Origin of the sequence: Corynebacterium sp. HMSC30G07 (assembly GCF_001806945.1) — a bacterium.
Classification (GTDB): domain Bacteria; phylum Actinomycetota; class Actinomycetes; order Mycobacteriales; family Mycobacteriaceae; genus Corynebacterium; species Corynebacterium riegelii.
The window spans coordinates 54492-74732 of record NZ_KV786461.1 but is presented as its reverse complement, the minus strand read 5'-3'; the positions used below and the strand labels follow the sequence as shown (position 1 = coordinate 74732).

Annotated in this window: 20 protein-coding genes; 11 read left to right on the top strand and 9 right to left on the bottom strand. The window is 60.0% G+C overall.

Annotated elements, in window-relative coordinates:
* Positions 1 to 305: 305 nt before the first annotated feature.
* Positions 306 to 977 carry a hypothetical protein gene (locus HMPREF3104_RS05565; RefSeq protein ID WP_070494734.1) on the bottom strand — a complete coding sequence of 224 codons (672 nt, stop codon included), beginning with the start codon at positions 975 to 977 and terminating at the stop codon, positions 306 to 308.
* A gap of 104 nt (positions 978 to 1081) precedes the next feature.
* Here HMPREF3104_RS05565 and HMPREF3104_RS05560 point away from each other — a divergent pair, with 104 nt between their 5' ends.
* Positions 1082 to 1492, top strand: a complete 411-nt coding sequence (locus tag HMPREF3104_RS05560) for a hypothetical protein (RefSeq protein WP_070494733.1) — start codon at positions 1082 to 1084, stop codon at positions 1490 to 1492.
* On the opposite strand, the gene HMPREF3104_RS05555 is transcribed toward HMPREF3104_RS05560, so the two are convergent.
* A complete protein-coding gene (locus HMPREF3104_RS05555) occupies positions 1489 to 1689 on the bottom strand; it encodes a CPBP family glutamic-type intramembrane protease (protein WP_070494732.1) in 201 nt (66 codons plus the stop codon). The genes HMPREF3104_RS05560 and HMPREF3104_RS05555 overlap by 4 nt on opposite strands.
* Before the next feature lie 371 nt (positions 1690 to 2060).
* Positions 2061 to 2663 carry a hypothetical protein gene (locus HMPREF3104_RS05550; protein WP_052204534.1) on the bottom strand — a complete coding sequence of 201 codons (603 nt, stop codon included), beginning with the start codon at positions 2661 to 2663 and terminating at the stop codon, positions 2061 to 2063.
* A gap of 132 nt (positions 2664 to 2795) precedes the next feature.
* On the opposite strand from HMPREF3104_RS05550, the gene HMPREF3104_RS05545 reads away from it, so the two are divergent.
* On the top strand, positions 2796 to 3365 hold the full coding sequence (locus HMPREF3104_RS05545; protein ID WP_052204533.1) for an HD domain-containing protein: 570 nt from the start codon (positions 2796 to 2798) through the stop codon (positions 3363 to 3365).
* 9 nt (positions 3366 to 3374) lie between these two features.
* Here the strand turns inward: HMPREF3104_RS05545 and HMPREF3104_RS05540 are convergent, their stop codons facing one another.
* Positions 3375 to 5075, bottom strand: a complete 1701-nt coding sequence (locus HMPREF3104_RS05540; RefSeq protein ID WP_070494731.1) for a purple acid phosphatase family protein — start codon at positions 5073 to 5075, stop codon at positions 3375 to 3377.
* A 136-nt stretch (positions 5076 to 5211) separates the two neighbouring features.
* On the opposite strand from HMPREF3104_RS05540, the gene HMPREF3104_RS05535 reads away from it, so the two are divergent.
* A complete protein-coding gene (locus HMPREF3104_RS05535; RefSeq protein ID WP_070494730.1) occupies positions 5212 to 6912 on the top strand; it encodes an alkaline phosphatase D family protein in 1701 nt (566 codons plus the stop codon).
* A gap of 18 nt (positions 6913 to 6930) precedes the next feature.
* Here HMPREF3104_RS05535 and HMPREF3104_RS05530 read toward each other — a convergent pair whose 3' ends face one another.
* Positions 6931 to 7641 carry an IclR family transcriptional regulator gene (locus HMPREF3104_RS05530; RefSeq protein WP_070494729.1) on the bottom strand — a complete coding sequence of 237 codons (711 nt, stop codon included), beginning with the start codon at positions 7639 to 7641 and terminating at the stop codon, positions 6931 to 6933.
* 25 nt (positions 7642 to 7666) lie between these two features.
* On the opposite strand from HMPREF3104_RS05530, the gene leuC reads away from it, so the two are divergent.
* Both leuC and leuD read left to right on the top strand, forming a co-directional pair.
* Positions 7667 to 9100, top strand: coding sequence for a 3-isopropylmalate dehydratase large subunit (leuC, locus tag HMPREF3104_RS05525; RefSeq protein WP_070494741.1), 1434 nt, complete (start codon positions 7667 to 7669; stop codon positions 9098 to 9100).
* Positions 9101 to 9115: 15 nt separating this feature from the next.
* Positions 9116 to 9712, top strand: coding sequence for a 3-isopropylmalate dehydratase small subunit (leuD, locus tag HMPREF3104_RS05520; RefSeq protein ID WP_070494728.1), 597 nt, complete (start codon positions 9116 to 9118; stop codon positions 9710 to 9712).
* Here the strand turns inward: leuD and HMPREF3104_RS05515 are convergent.
* From HMPREF3104_RS05515 to HMPREF3104_RS05505, 3 genes are read right to left on the bottom strand one after another with little or no spacing between them, the layout of a single operon-like run.
* Positions 9687 to 10169, bottom strand: a complete 483-nt coding sequence (locus HMPREF3104_RS05515; RefSeq protein WP_070494727.1) for a hypothetical protein — start codon at positions 10167 to 10169, stop codon at positions 9687 to 9689. The two genes, leuD and HMPREF3104_RS05515, sit on opposite strands and share 26 nt — an antisense overlap.
* A gap of 5 nt (positions 10170 to 10174) precedes the next feature.
* Positions 10175 to 10687, bottom strand: coding sequence for a YbjN domain-containing protein (locus HMPREF3104_RS05510; RefSeq protein ID WP_070494726.1), 513 nt, complete (start codon positions 10685 to 10687; stop codon positions 10175 to 10177).
* Positions 10688 to 10724: 37 nt separating this feature from the next.
* A complete protein-coding gene (locus HMPREF3104_RS05505; protein WP_070494725.1) occupies positions 10725 to 11744 on the bottom strand; it encodes an NUDIX hydrolase in 1020 nt (339 codons plus the stop codon).
* A 178-nt stretch (positions 11745 to 11922) separates the two neighbouring features.
* Between HMPREF3104_RS05505 and HMPREF3104_RS05500 the strand changes: the two genes are divergently transcribed.
* Together HMPREF3104_RS05500 and HMPREF3104_RS05495 are read left to right on the top strand one after the other, a co-directional pair.
* A complete protein-coding gene (locus HMPREF3104_RS05500; protein WP_070494724.1) occupies positions 11923 to 12921 on the top strand; it encodes an NAD(P)H-dependent glycerol-3-phosphate dehydrogenase in 999 nt (332 codons plus the stop codon).
* Between the two features lie 19 nt (positions 12922 to 12940).
* Positions 12941 to 14011: a D-alanine--D-alanine ligase family protein gene (locus HMPREF3104_RS05495; RefSeq protein WP_070494723.1), complete on the top strand. Its 1071-nt coding sequence runs from the start codon at positions 12941 to 12943 to the stop codon at positions 14009 to 14011.
* On the opposite strand, the gene HMPREF3104_RS05490 is transcribed toward HMPREF3104_RS05495, so the two are convergent.
* Positions 13971 to 14891 (bottom strand): DUF3515 domain-containing protein, encoded by a 921-nt coding sequence (locus HMPREF3104_RS05490; protein WP_083278948.1) that lies wholly within the window; start codon positions 14889 to 14891, stop codon positions 13971 to 13973. The genes HMPREF3104_RS05495 and HMPREF3104_RS05490 overlap by 41 nt on opposite strands.
* Positions 14892 to 14926: 35 nt before the next feature.
* Here HMPREF3104_RS05490 and HMPREF3104_RS05485 point away from each other — a divergent pair, with 35 nt between their 5' ends.
* The 4 genes from HMPREF3104_RS05485 to HMPREF3104_RS05470 are packed head-to-tail and all read left to right on the top strand — an operon-like array spanning position 14927 to position 20222.
* Positions 14927 to 15889, top strand: a complete 963-nt coding sequence (locus HMPREF3104_RS05485; RefSeq protein ID WP_052204515.1) for a thiamine-phosphate kinase — start codon at positions 14927 to 14929, stop codon at positions 15887 to 15889.
* On the top strand, positions 15890 to 16534 hold the full coding sequence (locus tag HMPREF3104_RS05480) for a uracil-DNA glycosylase (protein WP_070494722.1): 645 nt from the start codon (positions 15890 to 15892) through the stop codon (positions 16532 to 16534).
* A gap of 11 nt (positions 16535 to 16545) precedes the next feature.
* The gene (locus HMPREF3104_RS05475) at positions 16546 to 18114 is read left to right on the top strand and encodes a DAK2 domain-containing protein (RefSeq protein ID WP_070494721.1); all 1569 of its coding nucleotides are present in this window, start codon (positions 16546 to 16548) and stop codon (positions 18112 to 18114) included.
* Between the two features lie 5 nt (positions 18115 to 18119).
* Positions 18120 to 20222: an ATP-dependent DNA helicase RecG gene (locus HMPREF3104_RS05470; protein ID WP_070494720.1), complete on the top strand. Its 2103-nt coding sequence runs from the start codon at positions 18120 to 18122 to the stop codon at positions 20220 to 20222.
* Positions 20223 to 20241 lie beyond the last annotated feature (19 nt).

Here is a 20241-nt window from a genome sequence, read left to right as displayed (position 1 = left end):
GCCGAAAAAGCACACATTTTGTCACTTAACCCGGAACACCTGGGGGTTGGATTCTTGTTTTCCAAGGCGCCGGCTGTGTTTTCGGGTTAGAGGTGGGTTTAGCGGCCGCGGAGCGCGTCGTCGATTGTCCAACCAGCCAGCCAGCATGTTGTCCATGGTCTGGTTGTATAGCGCGTGCTGGTGAGCTTGTTGCTGTTGACACCGAATGGCGGCGTTTTGCGCGGCTTGCTCTTGGCGCATCGCAGCGTTGTGAGCGCGAAGTTCTTCGGTCTGCTGCTTTTGGAGCCGTTCAACGATGTACAGATTCAGCGCATCGGAAACCGTGTTCGCGCGGTGGTTTTTGATGTCTGCAATAACCGCTGCGTGGTACGGATCTGGTTTGCAGTGGTCGATTCGTGGGGTTCGGCGCTGCGGTCGTATTCGTCCGGGTTGAATTCGACCGAGTCGATGATCTTCTCGATCTCTTTATCGGACAAGGTGGTGGCCACGATCTCGAGGCCAGCGGCACCGTCGGCGCCGGAGGAGACGAATACCCATGCACCTTTGACGGTCTCACCTTTGGAGCCGTTGGTGGTCCAGGTGGTCAGCTTGGCTTCGTCGGCGTTTTTGATCTTGAGATCGCGGGATTCGCCGAGTTCAAACTCTGTACCGTGCGTGGTGCTGAACATGGCGTTCGCTTCGAAGTACCCCATGGTTGCCATGGCGGTGGGACCCTGCGCTTGGTTGTAGCTCATACGGGCGATGTCCGTGGGGTTTTCTTGGTCATTGGCCCATGATGTGGTGAATCCGTTCATGGTGGGCTTGAAGTTGGGGTTCTCGGTCCAGCCTTCTGGAAGCTCGATAAAGATGCGGCCTTCTTGGACGCGCTGCATGCCCTTGGTGTCGGACTGAGAGGAGTCTTCCGAAGCCTGGACATTGTCAGATGCGGCGGAGGTGAGCAGAACGGTGATTTTGGCTGCGATGGAAGCTGGTTTCATGTTTCTCTCCAAGGTTCGGCTTTTGCCACGAAGGTAATGGGGAAGGTGAGCTGTGTCTCGTTAACTGAACGGGCGCACGGGAGGATGCAGATAGGCTTTTGTCTATGAAACCTCAAGCGATTCTTGGAAGCTTGCTCGCCGGCGCGATAGGCATTCCAGTACTGACGGTGTTGCTCAACAGCGTCATTGATGATCCGGAGTACTGGTCGGCGATCAGCGCGGTGACTATGGCGGTGGGAGCGACGTTGGTTACCGCGTGGGTTGGTGTCCTTGGTGTGTACCTTCTCGTGGTCTCACGCAGGGAGCCGGTGGGCACCGGTGTTTTGGTTACAGCCTTGGTGGGTGGCGCAATGCTGCTTATCGGGTTCGGTTCGACAGCGCTTGCCTCGTGGGAAGAAGTGCAGGCGGGTCAGGCGCTGCCGATCATTAATCTCTTCATTTTCTTGATTCCGTTGGGGCTCGTCGTCGTGGCCGTTGCCTTTCTTATGGCTTTGGCCAGTAAGAAACGGAGTTAGATGCCTACCATCACCATGATCTGAACCAGCACGTTGTTGCATATGTGCAGGATGACACCGGCCCACAGTGAGCGGTGCCACCGGGTGACCAGAGCGAAGGACAGGCCAGCGAAGAACGTGTAGACGATCGCAGCCGGCGCGACATGCGCGAGACCTAACACGAGCGATGAGAGCAGCACGCTGGCGGCCGCGGGCATGATGTTGCGACCGGCTATTTAGTAACAGTGTCGTGAGTATCCGGTAGCTGCTGCTTCATCATTCGGGTGCTGCGTGGGCTGGAAAAGTGGTTTATCACGGATTATCGCACGACATGAGAGCGCTCGATGAAGCACGTAAACACGAGCCCTTCGACTGCAAGCACCTGGATGTATGGATGGGGCGGGTAGGTGGGTTTCTCGCCGCAGTACCACTAAGAATGAAGATTCATTTATTTACCCTGGCGTCCTTTGCACGGTCGGACGACAGCTCATCGCCTAGCCTGGTCGAGGGAGGTGGTGGCTCTTTCTTTCAAGATGACCGGGTACGAAATCAAAGTTGATGCATTCAGGCTAGGGGGATTAACGGCGAATTACTGGAACTCGAACTCAACCGTGGCGTCGGGATCAACAGCGTGGATGATGCCTCCGTAGAAGTTCTCAGCCTGATCCTTCAGCAGCTCAAGGTTCATCTGGATGTGTTCCTCACGCTTCTCCTCATTCAGTACCTCGTTGATGCCTTCCGCGACATCAATATCTGCTGTAACGAAGCTCAACACCTTGCCATGTTCATGCACAGTCTTGAACTCTGGGTCCGAGAAGCCAAGGAACTTAAAGGGTGGAATCGTCAGCTTGAAGTGATCGGGAGCAACCTCCTCGATGTGTACGTCCTTGCCGTCAATCCCCAGCTTGGCGGTGAACTGGTATTGGAGGATGTTTACCTTTTGGCTGCCGGGGATGCCCCATTTGAACAGCTTCGCAGCGTTTTCGGTGGTGTGCAGACCCTGGGTAGCAGTGGAGACCAGCACGATTTCTTCACGACGCTCCACCGCATGAATCACCTCCGAGCTGTCCGTTTCAGTGACAGTTTGTACCGGAGAGCCGAGAAAATTCGACGAACCCAGCAGGAACCCGCCGCCCAGCAAAGCGACAACTAGGACGAGCGCACTGACAACAGACAGGAGCTTTTTGGTCATAGTCTCATCCTCGTATACAGGGGCGTAACTGCCAAAACCACAGTATTCGAACACATGAGCCCTCGCTGTATGGGGTGTGTGTCGTGCGTTCTTAGACTTGTGTATGTTCCCGAAAAGAAAGGGGTCTTACATATGGCCGAAACCTTCACCGCATCCCCGCGGCTTATCCAAGCAATCAACATCGCTGCGTGGGCGCACCGCGGGCATGTGCGCAAAGGCACGGAAATTCCTTACGTCTCTCACGTGTTCGGTGTCATGCATTTGCTGTCACAGGTGACTGATGATGAAGACGTGCTCATTGCAGGACTCTTCCACGACATTTTGGAAGATGTGCCTGAGGAGTACTCGGCGGAGCAGATGGAGCAGGACTTCGGACCGCGTGTACTCACACTGGTCCAGGGCGTGACCAAGGATGACACATTGTCGGGCTGGCAGGAGCGCGCCGATGCCTACCTGGCTCACCTTGAACAGGCGGAAGAAGGCAGCGTGCTGGTCTCCGCAGCGGATAAGCTGCACAACTTGCTGTCCATCCTGGCGGACCACCAAGCAATCGGCGAGGAGCTGTGGCTTCGCTTCAACTCTGGCAAGGAACGCCAGCAGTGGTGGTACGGCGCGATTTATCAGGTAGCGCAGCAGCGCCTACCCGGCAACGCACTTGTAGAAGAGCTTGGGTTCCGAGTGCGCGAGCTGCGCGCGCTCTAGCCTTAAAGCTTAGAAGCCGAACTGCGCGCGTAGGTCCTGAATCCACTGCGGATTGTCGCGGATGATCACCGCGGCGATGGACGCCAACAGACCAAAGAGAATGGCAAGGACCGACAGGACAATGCCCGCAGTGCTGCTGCCAGCTTCAGGGGTCTTGTCTGGGTCATCCGAATTGTCAGGGGAGTCCGGCTCAGGGGTTGGCTTCGGCGTTGCCGTGCTCGTGGTGGAGCCGGACTCCGTGGTGCTTGAAGGCTCCGATGTATCCGATGGCGGCGTGGTGGTTGCCGTAGACGCAGTGGTAGTCGGCTGCGTCGTGGATTCCACAGGTGTAGTCGTCTCTGGCGCCTCGTCTTGCTTCTTCTGCAAGGTCACCTTGTCAACCACGTATGGCGTGTTGATGTTGTAGGTGGTCAGCGTCAGCGCAGTCGGGGAGACGTCGATGCTGGTGTAATCCGGGTTGTAGTCTTGGCGCCAACGTGCGGTGGACTTGTGTGCTAGGTCGTGCATCCGCTCCTCGCGCACATTCGGGTACTTCTGGTTGTTCTCGTCGGTGAAGTCGTAGTACTTGCCGCCGGTTGCGGTGGTGGAGGTGACGTAGAGAACCTCGTTGTCCTTCGGGAACAGGATGTCGCCGGTCTTGGACGCTCCCTCGGGGATAATCGGTGTAGCACCGTTCATCAGGTGGGTGCGGGTGTAAATGTGGTCGTGGCCGCCAAGGACGAGGTCCACGCCGGCGTCGGAAAGCTTGGGCGTCAGGTCATTACGAAGAGCAACGACATCTTTGTCCAGGTAGTGCGAGCCCTGGGAGAACGGTGCGTGGTGGATACCAACAATGACCCAGTCGGCCTCAGCGCCGTGTGCGGCGATTGCGTCGCTGACAAACTTGCCGTGGCCTTCGATATCAGCCGGCGTTGTGCGGTTACCGTCGAGGCCGATGAACAACACGTTGTTGTAGGTAAAGAAGTAGTTCGCCGACGTGCCATCCTCATTGGGCAGGAAATACGTGTCCTGGAAGTGGCGCTCCGAGGCGTAGGTTTCGTGGTTGCCCTTGAGTACAGCCAAGCGGTACTTCTGCAGATTCTCCGGGGCGGTGAACTCTTCAAGCTGCTTGATCGGGGCGCCCCAGCCTTCAATCTGGTCACCTAAGTGCATGATGAAAGCGGAATCGGGGTGCTCGCCAGTTGCAACGTCGACGGCCTTCTTCCAGGCGGCGGACTGCTCGGCAACTTTGGTGTCAACACCAATTTGAGCATCCGCCATGGCGATAAAGTTCCAGCTGTCGCCGTCAGTACTGGTGGTGAAGGTCCGCGGTGCGCTCCAACCGTTGCGCTCACTGCCAACTCGGTACGTGTATTCGGTCTTGGGAGCGAGCCCGGTCATGGTCGCCTCATGCGGGTAGAACACCGCGGCGTTGTAGGGGCCGCGAGGGGACTCCACGCTGGTGACCTTGCCGGGGTTATTCGTGGGCCAATACTCCAAGTGCTGGGTCTCACTCGTCTTGGACTGCCAAGCCACGTTGGCCTGTGATGCGTCCGAACCGATGCCGAGCACGACGCGGCTGATCTTGGTGTTGGTGGCCCGACCTGCCGCAGTATCCTGAGCATCCGCAGTCACTGCCACATTGGTGGAAGCAACAAGCGAGAACACCACTGCGGTAGCAAGAGCACCGCGGAGGCGGGGACGGCTGTGTTCAGAGCGCGTAAGAGTCATGGTTGCCTACTTAACTCACGCTGATTTAACAGTTGGTTACTAGCAGATCGTTACCTCAGTGAATTGAAAGTGAACAGTAGGCAACGTGACGCTGCACTGATTGCGGGATTCTTAAACCTGGTTGAAAGTAAGCTGCATGAGCGCAAAACCCCGTGTGAATCGTCGTGTCTTTTTGCAGAGCGTGGCAGCCGCCGCAGCTGCTACCGCCTTTGGCGCCGGAGGTGCCTACGCGGCGCGTCGCGGTACCGTCTCCACACCGGAGTTTCCGGTGATCGCACAAGAGTGGGACCTGCCGTTTTTACATGGTGTCGCATCCGGTGACCCTTTGCCGGATCGCGTGGTGCTGTGGACACGTGTCACGCCGTCGCGTGAGGCGCTGCCGGGCTCAGGGCTTGGGGAGGACGTGGAGTTGGAGTGGCAGATTGCTACCTCTGAGAGCTTCCGTAACCCGCGCACGGGCAGGGTCACCGCTTCGGCTGAGCAGGACCACACCGTCCACGTTGACCCGACCGGCCTTGAGCCGGCAACCGAGTACTTCTATCGCTTCGTTGTGAAAAGCGGGGCGTTTGCGGGCGCGACATCGCCTATCGGACGCACACTGACCGCGCCGACTCTAGACGCAGAGCTGGATCACCTGAACTTGGCTATCGCCTCATGCGCTAACTGGGAGTCCGGTTTCTTTAACGCCTACGGAGATATGGCTCGGCGCGCACGCACGGGGGAGATCGACCACGTGGTGTTCCTGGGCGATTACATCTATGAGTATCCAACCGGCGAATACGCAGGTAAAAGTGGCGTTACTCGCATGCATCACCCGGAGTGGGAGATCACCACACTGGAGGATTACCGTCAGCGTTACGGTCGCTACCGCACTGATCTACACCTGCAGGCAGCACACGCCGCGTGCCCGTGGATCGTTGTTTGGGACGATCACGAAACCGCGAACAACAGTTGGCGCGAAGGTGCGGAAAACCATACCGAGGGCAGGGTAGAGGGCGCGTGGGATGAGCGCAGGCAAGCAGCCGAGCAGGCTTACTATGAGTGGCTTCCGGTCAGGGCACAGTTGCTTGATAGCGGTACGCCGCAGCTCTACCGCAGCTTCAACTTTGGCACGCTGGCGCAACTGACCATGATGGATCTTCGCAGTTTCCGCGACGCGGAAACCACCGGCGCAGAATTTGCCAATCCGGATCGCACCATGATGGGCCAGGAGCAATTCAACTGGGTGGCGCAGCGTTTGCAAGAATCCAATGCACGCTGGGAAGTATTGGGCAACTCGGTGATGGTATCGCCGATGCGCTTTGCCACGATCCCCAACAACGACAAGGCCAATCTGGCCACTGGTTACATGCAGGAACGTGCAACCGGCATTGCGGTGAACTCGGATCAGTGGGACGGCTACGCCGCTGAGCGTGACCGGCTGCTCACCATGCTGGATGAGCAGGAAGCAAACGCACTCTTCCTCACCGGCGATATTCACTCTGAGTGGGCGAACTCGATTGCATCACCGTCTGGCTTCGGCGAGATTGGCTGCGAGATGGTCACTACGTCGATCTCCGCACCGAACGTTGATGAGATTTTGACCACGGCCTTTGGCACGTACCATCCGGAGGACAATTCGACATCCCTGGTGGTTGAACAAGCGATCCGTGACGCCAACCCGTGGGTCAAGCACATTGACTTTGACGCGCACGGTTACGGCATCGCCAGTATCCACCACGACTATGTGGACATGCTCTACTACCGGGTTTCTGATGTGGAGGACCTGCACGCCACGGTCAGCCTTGGTGAGAGCAGGACGTGGCGTATCGGCGAAGGGTTCGTTGAAAGCGAGTAGCCAGGCGGGCTGCCTGTCTTACAGCGCGGCTTCGAGCTGCTTTCGGGCAGCCAACAGGTCCTTGCCCCATTTGTCAGCGGGTGAGGGCTTGAGGCGCTCTGCAGGGCCGGAGATAGACAACACCGCGACCAGTGCGCCGTCGGGCTGGAAGATCGGGGTGGAGACTGAAGCCAGGCCCACTTCGCGTTCGGCGACGGACTCCGCATAGCCGTCGGCGCGGACTTGTTCGAGGTCGGCGGGGTCAAATGGGGTGTCGATAGGCGAATGTGCTGCAAAGACGCGGGCGGCAGAGCCGGCGGAAAGTGAAAGCCGCGAGCCGACCGGCACCACATTGTGCAAGCCGGAATCGGGTTCCTCGGCGGCGATGCACGTGCGGGTATCGCCCGTGAGCTCGTAGAGCTGCACCGATTCACCAGTTGCTGCAACTAAGTCGCGCATCACGGGTGTAGCTGCGCCGATGAGGTGGGGCGAGGTGCCTGTGGAAAAACGTGCAAGTGCTGGGCCGATGGTCCACGCGCCTTGCTCGGTGCGTGCGAGGATGTGATGCACTTCGAGGGCTGTGGCAATGCGGTGCGCGGTGGCGCGCGGCAGGCCTGTGTCTGCGCTGAGTGCGGCCAGGGTCTTATCGCCCCTGCTTACCGCGCGGATGATGGCAACGGAGCGGTCGAGAACCTTGATGCCCGAGTCTTCGCTATACTGTCTCACACCATGGATAGTAGCATCTCGCATGCTGGAATCGGAGAAGGAGAATGCTATGGCTGAAACCTCGGCTACAACACCGCTGACACTGGCCGAGAAAGTGTGGCGCGACCACGTCGTGACCAAGGGCGAAAACGGTGAGCCCGACCTCATCTATATTGACTTCCAGCTCCTGCACGAGGTTACCTCACCGCAGGCGTTTGACGGCCTGCGCATGAGTGGACGCACCATGCGTCACCCGGAGCTGCACCTGGCTACAGAAGACCACAACGTGCCAACGGAAGGCATTATCAGCGGCAACCTGCTGGAGATCTCCGAGCCTACGTCGCGTACCCAGGTGGAAACGCTGCGGAAGAACTGCGAAGAGTTTGGCGTGCGCCTGCACCCAATGGGTGACGTCAAGCAGGGCATTGTGCACACCGTTGGCCCGCAGCTTGGCATCACGCAGCCGGGCATGACCATCGTGTGCGGTGACTCGCACACCTCCACCCACGGCGCGTTCGGTTCTATCGCCATGGGCATTGGTACTTCCGAGGTAGAGCACGTCATGGCCACCCAGACGTTGTCGCTGAAGCCTTTTAAGACGATGGCGATTGAGGTCACCGGCGAACTGGCCGAAGGGGTCACCGCCAAGGACCTGATCTTGGCCATCATTGCCAAGATCGGCACCGGCGGCGGCCAAGGCCACATCATTGAGTACCGCGGTGAAGCCATTGAGAAGCTCTCAATGGAAGCACGCATGACTATCTGCAACATGTCCATCGAAGCTGGCGCACGCGCCGGTATGGTGGCGCCGGATGAGAAGACGTTTGCCTACGTCAAGGGCCGCGAGTTTGCGCCCAAGGGTGCGGACTGGGACGCAGCGGTGGAGTACTGGAAGACGCTGCCGACTGATGAGGGCGCAACCTTTGACACCGTCGTAGAGATCGACGGCTCCAGCCTGACCCCCTTTGTCACCTGGGGCACCAACCCGGGCCAGGGCCTGCCGCTTGGTGCGAATGTGCCGGATCCGGAGGACTTTGGTGATGAGGCCTCCAAGCAGGCTGCAGCCAAGGCGCTGAAGTACATGGATCTGACGCCGGGCACCCCGCTGTGTGAAATCGCAATCGATACGGTCTTCCTCGGCTCTTGCACCAACGCCCGTATTGAGGACCTACGTGCTGCCGCCGAGGTGGTCAAGGGCCGCACCATCGCGGAAGGCACTCGCATGTTGGTCGTGCCGTCTTCCACCATGGTCAAGCAGCAGGCAGAGGAGGAAGGTCTCGACGTTATCTTCACCGAGTTCGGTGCTGAATGGCGTACCGCCGGCTGCTCCATGTGCTTGGGCATGAACCCGGACCAGCTCGCACCGGGGGAGCGCTCCGCGTCTACCTCCAACCGCAACTTCGAAGGCCGCCAAGGCCCGGGTGGACGCACCCACCTGGTTTCCCCACTGGTGGCCGCAGCTACCGCGGTAACCGGCCATCTTGCAAGCCCCGCTGACCTGTAGAAGGAGATTTCAACCATGGAGAAATTCACCACCCACGTCGGCGTCGGCGTGCCGCTGACCCGCACCAACATAGACACCGACCAGATCATTCCTGCGCGCTACCTCAAGCGCGTATCTCGCACCGGTTTTGAGGACGGCCTGTTTTCCAACTGGCGCGAAAACGAGGCTGACTTCGTGCTCAACCAGGAGTCGTTTAAGAACGGCTCCGTCCTGTTCGCCGGCGAGGACTTCGGCACCGGCTCCTCGCGTGAGCACGCTGTCTGGGCGCTTATGGATTACGGCTTCCGCGCCGTGTTCAGCCCACGCTTTGCGGATATTTTCCGCGGCAACTCCGGCAAGGCCGGTCTGCTCGCAGGCATCATGAGCGAATCCGACATTGAGCTGATTTGGAAGCAGCTTGAGCAGCAGCCAGGCCTTGAGGTCACCGTCTCACTGGAAGACCGCACGGTCACGGTGGGGGAGAACACCTACACTTTTGACATCGATGACTACACGCGTTGGCGCCTCATGGAAGGCCTGGACGATATTGGGCTGACGCTTCGCAATGAGGAGGCGATTGCCTCCTACGAGGCGTCGCGCCCGTCGTTTAAGCCTGCTGTTGTGCCTGAGTAACTTGCTGGTGCACGTCGGGGGCGAACGTCTCTAAGAAGGCCAAGCAGGTGTTGACCACCCCGTCGATGGCGCTGGTCAGGTGCGCGCGGAACTGCTCTTCGGTGTAATCCCAGTAGCCCGGCATGGTGTACGCCACGCCAAGGGCTGCCAGGTCATTTTCCTTGTCCTGGAAGGCGGAGACCGAAGGGTAGGCGTTGTTGAGGTTGTAGTCGCGCGCCCACGCCATAAGTTCCTCAAAGCGGTCCGCCTTGACCGCGTCAACGGCCACGGTGGTTGCCACGATCACGTTCGGGGCGAGGAACTTCACCTGCATGCCAATGCCGCTAAACCCAGTCTGCAACGTCTGGGTTTTTTCGTTGGCGTCATACTGCCAGCCAAGCTCATCAAAAGCCTTGGTGGCGCGATCAAACGATAGCGGGGTAAACGTCTCAGTAGTCTCGGGTGTCTCAGTTGCCATGGTGCTTAAGCCTCCGTTGTTCCGGTCGTGTCTGCGTCGGTGGTTTCGCTTCCACCGGTAGGTGGCATCTCATCCGCGATGTGCGGCAGAGTCTTGCGCAGGTCCCTCTGCAGGTCATGGATGGTGGAGAAGTAGAACTGCAGCATGGCCTTGAGCTGGCCATCCGTAACACCGTGCGGTGCAAACAGCGGCGCCTCTAACAGCACGATGGTGGAGTTATCGGAGCGCGTAATGGGGTGGGTGCGCACAAGTGGCATGAAGCGGTTGAGCTCATTGGCGCGCAGACGCACAGTAGCAGTGTCTTCCTCAGACTCGATCAGACCCAACCAGCGCGTGGTGATCTTGCAGCCAATCTCAGCAAACTCGAAAAAGCATGCCATGCCGGGAAACGCCGTTACGGTCAGCCCCTCCTCATTGCGGAAGTGCTGCAAGTTCAGGCCGCTAAGCTGCGCTTCTAGGCGCTCTTGGGTTAGCGGCTCCAGTGGGCCAGCGACGGGGCTGGTGGCGGTATCAGTCATAAAACTAATGTTCCTTATCTTTCGGGTTTGTTCAGGCTTACTGCACTGGCAGGGCGGTTGGGACGTAGTCGGCGCCGGTGAGTTTGCCGTCGCGGAAGCTCAACACCCACGTCGAGCCCTTCTTCGCCAGAATGTCAGTGTCAATGGGCAGCGTGCCTTGGGAGGACAGCCACGCAATCATCTGCGGGATGGTTTCACCCTGGCTGCAAATCACGCTCACCCCGCCACGTGCCACCACATCCATGAAGGCTTGTTGGGCGTCAACCATGTTTTCCAACCAAGCGTCGTCCCCAAAGCGACGGTCCACGGTCACGTCCAGATTCAGCTCGTCTGCAAGCGGAGCCACTGTTGCTTGGCAACGATCAGGCGCAGCCGTCAAGATCCGCTGCGGGTGAAACGGCGCCAGCAGGGGCACCAGCATCTCTGACTGGCGGCGGCCCTTCTTATCCAGCGGGCGCAAGTTGTCATCGCCCGTCCACTTCTTCCGATCATGTGCGCGGGCGTGGCGCACGTACAAGATGCGCGAGGTTGTCGGCGTGTTAAACCGCTTCTGCGCCTTGGCCAGCACCTGACGGTCCAACTCGTAGCTCATCAACGCCTTGGCTTCCTCCACCGGCAGCCAACGGATCTCATCAACCTCATCGTTGGGCACGAACTCACCACCGGTGACCTCACCAGTCCAGTAGTAGACCACCTTGGTGGTGTTTTTCACCGGGTAGACGGTCTTGCCAATGAGCTTGCCCAAGCGCACGTCATAGCCGGTTTCCTCTTTGATTTCGCGCACTGCGGTTGCAATGAGGGACTCACCCGGGTCGAGCTTACCCTTGGCCAACGACCAATCGTCATAATGCGGGCGGTGAATGCACGCCACTTCCAAAGAATCGGGGTTATCAGCGTCCCCACGCCACATGACGGCACCCGCGGCGAGCGTGGTGCGGGCAAACTCCTTGTGCGGTTTGAGCGGGATTTCTTGATGACGGCCGGTGATAAACATCTCCCCAGCGCTATCTTTGTCCTGCTCGTGCAAGTTGGTGGGGCGAGAAGTGTTTCCAGACATAGGTTCCATTGTTGCGCACTCGCCGCAAGGCTGCATATTTACTGTGCCCCCGTAGTGACCCACACGGTCCGACACAGTCACACACCGTCCCACACAGCACCCGCGCGGATGTTAGCGTTAGTAACGCATTTTTATCGCAGGCTGCATTTTGCACACGGATGTTGGAGGTTGGTTGCGGATGGTCAACGTTGCTGTCATGGGTGCCGGTTCCTGGGGCACGACGCTGGCCAAGGTGTTTGCAGACGGCGGTAACTCTGTCACGCTATGGGCTCGCCGTACGAAGCTGGCGCAGACCATTAGTCAAACCCACGGAAACCCCGACTACCTGCCCGGTATTCGTCTGCCGGAGGCGATCTCGGCGGTTGATGATGCCCCTGCAGCGCTGGCAAGCGCGGACATTGTTGTCTTCGCGGTGCCCAGCCAGACCATGCGCCAGAACCTGACTGAGTGGGCTTCGCACCTGCGTCCGGATTCCACGCTCGTGTCCATCTCTAAGGGCATTGAGGCGCAGACCCATATGCGGATGAGCGAGATCATCGCGGAGGTTACCGGCGCGTCCAATGAGCGCATCGCGGTGCTGTCTGGCCCGAACTTGGCGCGTGAGATCGCCGAGGAGCAACCGGCTGCCACGGTGATTGCCTGTGAAAACGAGAACCGCGCGAAACTGGTCCAGGCTGCGTGTGCCACCAATTACCTGCGCCCGTACACCAATACGGATGTCATTGGGTGTGAGATCGGCGGTGCCACCAAAAACGTGATCGCGTTGGCCTGCGGCATGGCGGCGGGCCAGGGCCTGGGGGAGAACACCATTGCTACGTTGATCACTCGTGGTCTTGCAGAGATCACCCGTCTGGGTTTGTCGCTTGGTGCAGATCAGCGGACCTTCTCGGGTCTTGCGGGTCTGGGCGACCTGGTTGCAACCTGTTCTTCGCCGCTGAGCCGTAACCGTACGTTTGGCCACGCCCTTGGCCAGGGCGCAACCATTGAGGAAGCGAAGGCTGCGACGAAGGGGCAGGTGGCGGAGGGCGTGGCGTCGTCACGCAGTATCTTCCAGCTCGGCCAAGCGCAAGGGGTGGACCTGCCGATTACGCAGGCAGTGCATGCGGTGTGCCACGGGGACTTAAAAGTTGCTGAGGTGATTGCGGCACTGATGGGTCGAAGCAAGAAATCGGAGTAGCGGCGGGTAGGCTCGACCCGTGGTTCGTATAGCTGTCATCTACGGTGGTCAGTCCACCGAGCACTCCATTTCCTGCATCTCCGCCGGCGCGATCATGGCGCATTTACCCAAAGATCGTTTTGAGATTTTCCCGGTGGGTATTCGCCGTGACGGCACGTGGGTGGAGGGAGAGCTCGACTCAGTGGCAGGAGCTACCTTGCCGGAAGTCAGTGGCTTAAGGGCAGTTTGCTTGTCGACGTCACCGTTAACCCCCGGCACCTTCTTCAACCCAGAAACCGGCGAGACGGTCGCTGAGGTGGATGTGATTTTCCCGGTGCTGCACGGCAAATTTGGTGAAGATGGCACCATCCAGGGCCTGTTTGAGCTTTCCGGCGTGCCCTATGTTGGCCCGGGCGTGCTGGCGTCTGCCTGCGGCATGGATAAGGAATACACCAAGAAACTTGTTGCCGCAGAAGGCATTGCGGTGGCACCTTCAGTGACGCTGCGCACCCCGCACCAGCAGCTGGATGAGGCGCAGCGTGAGCGCTTGGGGTTGCCGGTGTTTGTGAAGCCGGCAAACGGTGGTTCCTCCATCGGTGTGTCGAAGGTGGAGCGCTGGGAAGATTTCGACACAGCGCTCAACGAGGCCTTCAAACAGGACAACAAAGTTCTGGTGGAGGGGGCACTGGTAGGCGATGAGGTTGAGGTTGGCGTGTTGCAGTACCCGGATGGGAGCATTGCAGCCTCTGTTCCGGCCAAGCTCAACGGCACGGAGGACTCTGATGAGGGCTTCTACGGTTTTGAAACCAAGTACCTGGACAACCACGTCACGGCCACCATCCCGGCCCCGTACGAGCAGGCAGTGACGGAGAAGCTGCGCGAGCTTGCCGTGGTGGCCTTTCAAGCGCTGGACTGCAAGTCGCTCGCGCGCGTGGACTTCTTCCTTACCCCCGATGGCCCGGTGCTCAATGAGATCAACACCATGCCCGGCTTCACGCCAATTTCCATGTACCCGCAGGTGTGGCAGGCCAGTGGCGTGGGCTACGCCGAGCTTCTAGAAACGCTGGTGGCTACTGCGCTTGCGGAGCAGCCGGAACCTCGCGGGCAATAAGGTCAGACAAGTTGGTGATGATCTCGTTGCTGCCGGTAATTGGCATAGATGCGGCGAGATCCGTCTTACGCCCAAGCGCGTAGAACACATCCATACCGTCAACGACGTCCTGGAACCACGGCACCTCATTGACCTGGGTTAGAGAAGCGCCAGGTGCGTAGTTTTCCGGCGGGGTAACACCGCAGCGCAACACAACGGGTTCTGCGCCCGGCTTGGTCCAGGTAAGGGTTGAGGGGGTTGCGGGGTCGCTGATAAGCGAAAAGCCCTCGGCGATTTCCTTCGGCGCGTTTTCAAGCAAGCCGTCGCACACATCGGTTGCAACCGCCTCAAGCGCGCTCAGCGGTGCCGGAGCAGGTGCGATATCTGCCTGAGGCAGGGTGGAGGCATCAATGTCCGCGATCGGGGATCGGCGCACCTGCGCGGTATCAGCAGTTACCGCAACAACGGGGGAGCGGTCCACCGTAAACCAGGTTGCCAACGTTGTTGCCGGGTCATCCACGCGCAGCCACTTCGCGCCGTGCGCTTCCTCAGGCTCTGAGTACACGTTGTACTGCATCGGCATATCCACACCACAACGAAGCGTAACCCGCTCAGTGGAGGAACGCTGCCACGCCGTTGCACCAGCAGGTACCGGCTCCGCCAGATTCGCGCGCTTAAAACCGGCAACCTTCTCCGGCAGGGTGTCCATAAACTGGGCACACTCTGCGGAATCAGCCTCAGGCGAAGGCAGTTGCGGCAACGTCACCGGCTGCTGCGCGGCTTGCGTAAACACCACGCGGGCGCCGATTAGCACCGCAAGGACAAGCCCAACGGCGAGGGCAAGGATGGCGTAAACGGCCTTCCGGTTAATCTGGTTGGCATTGTGCAGTGTCGAGCTCATGGCGGCTCAGTCTACTGAAAGGCCTAGTTACAACCGTGATTCACACCGGCTTCCCCACCCACGGACCCACGCTTGGAGACGTTGGGGAGCACGACGTTATCCAAGCAATTGTCAACGCAGCACCATCAGCGCTCAACGGCGACGACGCCGCAGTGCTCACCCCGTCAGTGCCCAATTCACGCGTTGTGGCGGCGACCGACATGCTGGTGGCCGGCAGACACTTCACGGAAACCTTCACCACGCCGTACGCCGTCGGCCAAAAAGCGGTGGTGCAAAACTTCGCCGACATCGAAGCGATGGGCGCAAACCCGATTGCCGCTCTGCTTGCAATCTCCGCGCCGCCGCAGACGCCGCTTGCTGTTGTTGAGGACCTTGCGCGCGGCATTGGGGACATAACCCAGCACTGGACGTCGGAGCTTGTTGGCGGTGATGTGACCTCTGGCAGCGAACTGGTTATCTCCGTCACCGCGATCGGCTCTATTGGCGGCAACCTCGATGCCCTGCGACTCAACCGGGCACGCCCGGGCCAGCGCGTTATCGCCCACGGCAGAATTGGCTACTCCGCGGCCGGGCTGGCACTGTTGCAGTCCGGCAAAGACATCCCGGACGAGTTTGACGTGCTCATCCAAGCTCACCAGGTACCCCAGCTCACCCCGGGCAGCGGTGTGGTGGCGCGTGCAGCCGGTGCAACGGCCATGACCGATAACTCGGACGGCCTGATCAAGGACGTAAGTACGCTTGCACGCAACTCAGGAGTTTGCATTGACCTGACCTCTGTGGCGCTTGCTCCAGACGCGGTGCTGACTGCCGCCGGCGAATACCTGGGCGTGGACCCTTGGCAGTGGGTACTGACCGGGGGAGAGGACCACACGCTTATTGGCACCTGTGATGGCTCCGCACCCGTGGGCTTTCGCAGTATCGGCACAGTTTCCAAGGGCACCGGCGTGCGTATCGACGGCCACGAGCCCACCTACACCGACGGATGGGAGAGCTTCTAAATGTCACTTCCAATCCATGAATCCTGGGCGTCCACACTGGCAGAAGTCGAAGACACCGTCCATGCCATTGGTGACTTTTTGCGCAGCGAGCCCGCGTATCTTCCCAGCGGCAACAACATCTTGCGCGCCTTCAATCAACCCATGGACGACGTCCGCGTGCTCATCCTTGGCCAGGATCCGTACCCAACACCTGGCCACCCCATGGGGCTTGCGTTTTCCACCCAGCCAGGCGTTCCCGCACCGCGTTCGCTGGTGAACATCTACAAAGAGCTCAACGCGGACCTTGGTATACCCCCGCGTACAGACGGTGACCTTTCCTCTTGGGCCAACCAGGGCATCTTGTTGCTCAACAGGGTTCTGACTGTGCGCCCCGGGGAGCCGGGCTCGCACCGCGGCAAGGGCTGGGAGGACGTCACCGAGTGTGCGATCCGCGGGCTAGCTGCACGTGGCACGCCGTTGGTTGCCATCTTGTGGGGCCGCGACGCGCAGACTGCGCAGAAGTTTTTGGGTGATACGCCGGTGATTGCCTCCCCGCATCCGTCTCCACTGAGCGCCTCGCGCGGGTTCTTTGGTTCGCGGCCTTTTTCGCGGGCAAATGAGGCGCTTCTTGCCCAAGGGGCCGAACCTGTGGACTGGGCGTTGTAAACTACACCCTCATGGCAGTACCACCCCATTTTGACGGTGCGCGGCTTATGTCTTGGGCGCGGCGCGCAAGTGATGAGCTCAACCGTCGGCGGGTGGAGATCAACCAGCTCAACGTGTTTCCTGTTCCGGATGCGGATACCGGCTCCAACATGGCGCACACGATGGCCTCTGCGGTGCGTGAAGCAGAGACACTTGGTGAGGATGCCAATGCGCGGCAGGTCGCCGAGGCCCTGGCAGTTGGCGCGGTGCGCGGTGCGCGCGGCAATTCGGGCGTGGTGCTTTCCCAGGTCATCCGCGGGCTTGCGCAGACGATTTCGGAGGAAACCCCCGGCGGCATTGTGATTGCAGATGCACTGCGTGCCGCCGTGTCGTTTGTGGATCGTGCGATTGCAGACCCGGTGGAAGGCACCGTGATTACGGTGCTGCGCGCGGCATCCGTCGCGGCAACCGAGGCTGTGACGCAGGCGGCGAACCCGCAGGATCCCACGATTGCAGAGGTTGCGTCCGCAGCCACTGAGGCGGCCCGCGTTGCCCTGGCTAACACGCCGTCCCAGCTGGAGGTGCTGCGCGAGGCTGGTGTGGTGGACGCTGGCGGTACCGGGCTTGTGGTGCTTTTAGAGGCATTGGATGAGGAGTTGGGGGATGGGGTTGACGTTGGCGTCTATAAGCAAAAGCCCCAGCCTGTGACTGAGGGAGTACACCACGGTGCGGTGAGCAACCTGGAGGTCATGTTCCAGTTTGCGGGTGACGTGGACGCACTTGAGGCAGCGATTGGGCCTATGGGGGATAGCTTGGTCACCGCGCGGTTGAGCGAAACCCAAGCCAAGGTGCATATTCACTCTCGGCGCGCAGGTGACGTGATCCAGGAGGCCTTCGCCCGCGGCGAGGTGAGCGATCTACGCCTCGAGGTGTTGCCCGCGGAGCCGACCACGGCGGCGCCGGAGCGCATGATCTTGGCGGTGACCCCGCCGGGCTCTTTGACGCAGCTGTATCGCGAGGCCGGTGCGGTAACAGTAGCGCCCGGCAAGGACGTGGTTGCAGATATTTTGGGCGAGATTCGCCGGGGTGATGCCAGCGAGGTGCTGCTTTTGCCCAACGGCCTGTTGGGCGGGCGTGAGATGGCGTCTGTGGAGAAGGCTGCGCGTGCCTTTGAGCAGCAGGTGACGTTGCTGCCTACGGTGCGTTTGGTCTCCGGCATTGCTGCGCTTAGTGTGCACGACCCGAACCAGCCGCTTGCCACGGCCGCTTTCGCCATGTCAGAGGCCGCAGGCGAGATGCGCACGGCGGTCGCGTACCGGGCGCCACGGGCGGGTCTGTTGCAAGGCGGCGCCGTTGCCAAGGGGGACGTGGTGGTTACCGCGCACGGTGAGACCGTGTTTATTGCAGATAACCCCAGGGAAGCCATTGAGGGCGTGTGCTCGCGCTTTTTGGAGCACGGCGGTGAGCAGGTCACGGTGTTCTACGAGCCGGGGGCGTTGGATGAGGATTCGCTTGCGTCGATAGAAGCAAAGCTTGCGGTAAGCGTCTTTGCCTACCCGGCTGACGGGTTGGGTGTTGTTGCTGAAATTGGTGTGGAGTAGCCGAAATGCTTGGCTTCGATGACACGCGTCCGCTGAACCTGATCATTCCGTTGAAGCAGGCCCGCGCGATTTCGAAGCATTTGGGGATTGACACCTGCGGGGAGCTGTTGCGCCACTACCCGCGTAGGTACGTCCACTATGGCTCTGGGGAGAGCCTTTTCGGGATGCAGCCAGGGGATACGGTGACGTTGATTGGTGAGGTGGTCAACACCCGCGTCTTTCCCAACCGTAAACAGCCAAGTCGCAAGATCTTCAAGGTGGAGATCCATGATGGTGATCAGATGTTTGACGCCACCTTCTTCGGCTCAGAATACGCAATGCGGGTGCTCTGGCCAGGTACGCGGGCGATGTTCACGGGCAAGTACTCGCTGTTTCAAGAGCGTCCCCAGCTGCAGCATCCGGACTTCGTGCTTTTAGACGGCCCGACGCAGGCAACCGGCTCACTTCGCCAGCTTTCCTACTTCGGCGATTTGGACGAGATTTTAGGCGGCCGCAAGTGGCTGCCGCTGTACCCGGCTACCAAGAATGTGAGCACGTGGACGATCATGGGGGCGGTCCACATGGTGTTGAAAAACTTGCCGAAGATTGAGGAACCGCTGGGATTTACGCCCATTGGGTACCTGCCGTTGAATGCTGCGATACGCCAGATCCATGATCCGGGGATTAAGGGGCCGAAAGCCGCGATTGAGCGGTTGAAGTATGACGAGGCGCTCTCCGTTGCCCTTGCCATGGGGGTGCGCCGCGCCGATACCGAAAACCGCAGTGCCAAGCCGCTACGTCCCAGGGCTGAGGGCCACCAGGCGACGCTTCTGGAGCGCTTGCCTTACTCGCTGACGGACGGCCAGGACCTCGTGCTGCGTGACATCAGCGCGGATATGGCTCGCTCGATCCCCATGAGTCGCTTACTGCAGGGCGAGGTCGGCTCCGGCAAGACTATTGTTTCTTTGCTGGCCATGCTGCAGGCAGTCGACGGCGGGGCACAGGCGGCGCTGCTTGCACCCACAGAGGTGTTGGTGATGCAGCACGCGCGCTCGCTGACCACCACGTTGATGAACGCCGGGGTGCCGGCCACGGTGGTGGCGCTGACCGGGTCCATGCCTGCTGCGGCAAAACAGGAGGCGCTGCTGAAGATTGTCACCGGTGAGGCGGACATTGTGGTGGGTACCCACGCGCTGATTCAAGAGGGCGTGGAGTTTTTCAACCTTGGCCTTGTTGTGGTGGATGAGCAGCACCGCTTCGGCGTGGAGCAGCGCGACAAGCTGCGCGCCAAGGCCGGCCAGTACACCCCGCACCTGTTGGTGATGACGGCAACGCCGATCCCGCGCACCATCGCCATTACCGTCTTTGGCGATCTGTCTGTGTCCACGCTCAAGGAGCTGCCGGGTGGGCGCAAACCCATCCAGTCTTCCGTGGTGCCGGAGTTCAAACCCGCCTGGGTGGCGCGCGCCTGGGAGAAGATGCGCGAGGAGATCGCCATCGGCCACCAGGTGTACATCGTCTGCCCGCGTATCGACGGTGAAGGCGGCGTCACCGAGACCGCCGCCTGGCTATCGGCCACAGAATTCCCGGGCTTGAACGTGGACGTACTGCACGGCCGCATGAAGGGCGCGGAAAAAGACGAGGTGATGAGCGCGTTTGCCGCGGGCAAGATCGACGTGCTGGTGTCCACCACGGTTATTGAGGTTGGCGTGGACGTGCCCAATGCCACGGTGATGATGGTGCGCGAGTCCGAACATTTCGGCATCTCCCAGCTGCACCAGCTGCGTGGGCGCATTGGGCGCGGTGGCAATGCCTCGCTGTGTCTCTTCCACACCACAGCAGCTGAGGACAGCCCCTCGTTTGAGCGTGTGCGCCAAGTGGCAGCCAACATTGACGGCTTTGCGTTGGCAGAGCTTGACCTGCTGCTACGCCGCGAAGGTGACGTCTTAGGCACTGAGCAGTCCGGTATTGCTCGCACGTTGAAGCTGGTGAACCTGGTGGATGATTTTGCCGTGGTGCAGCGCGCGTATAACGACGCGGCGGGGATTGTTGCAAACAACATTGAGTTTGCCCGTGCCGCAACGGCACGGTTTGTCCCTGAGGACTTTGAATACTTGGATAAGAGCTAGGTTAGGGTAAATACCATGT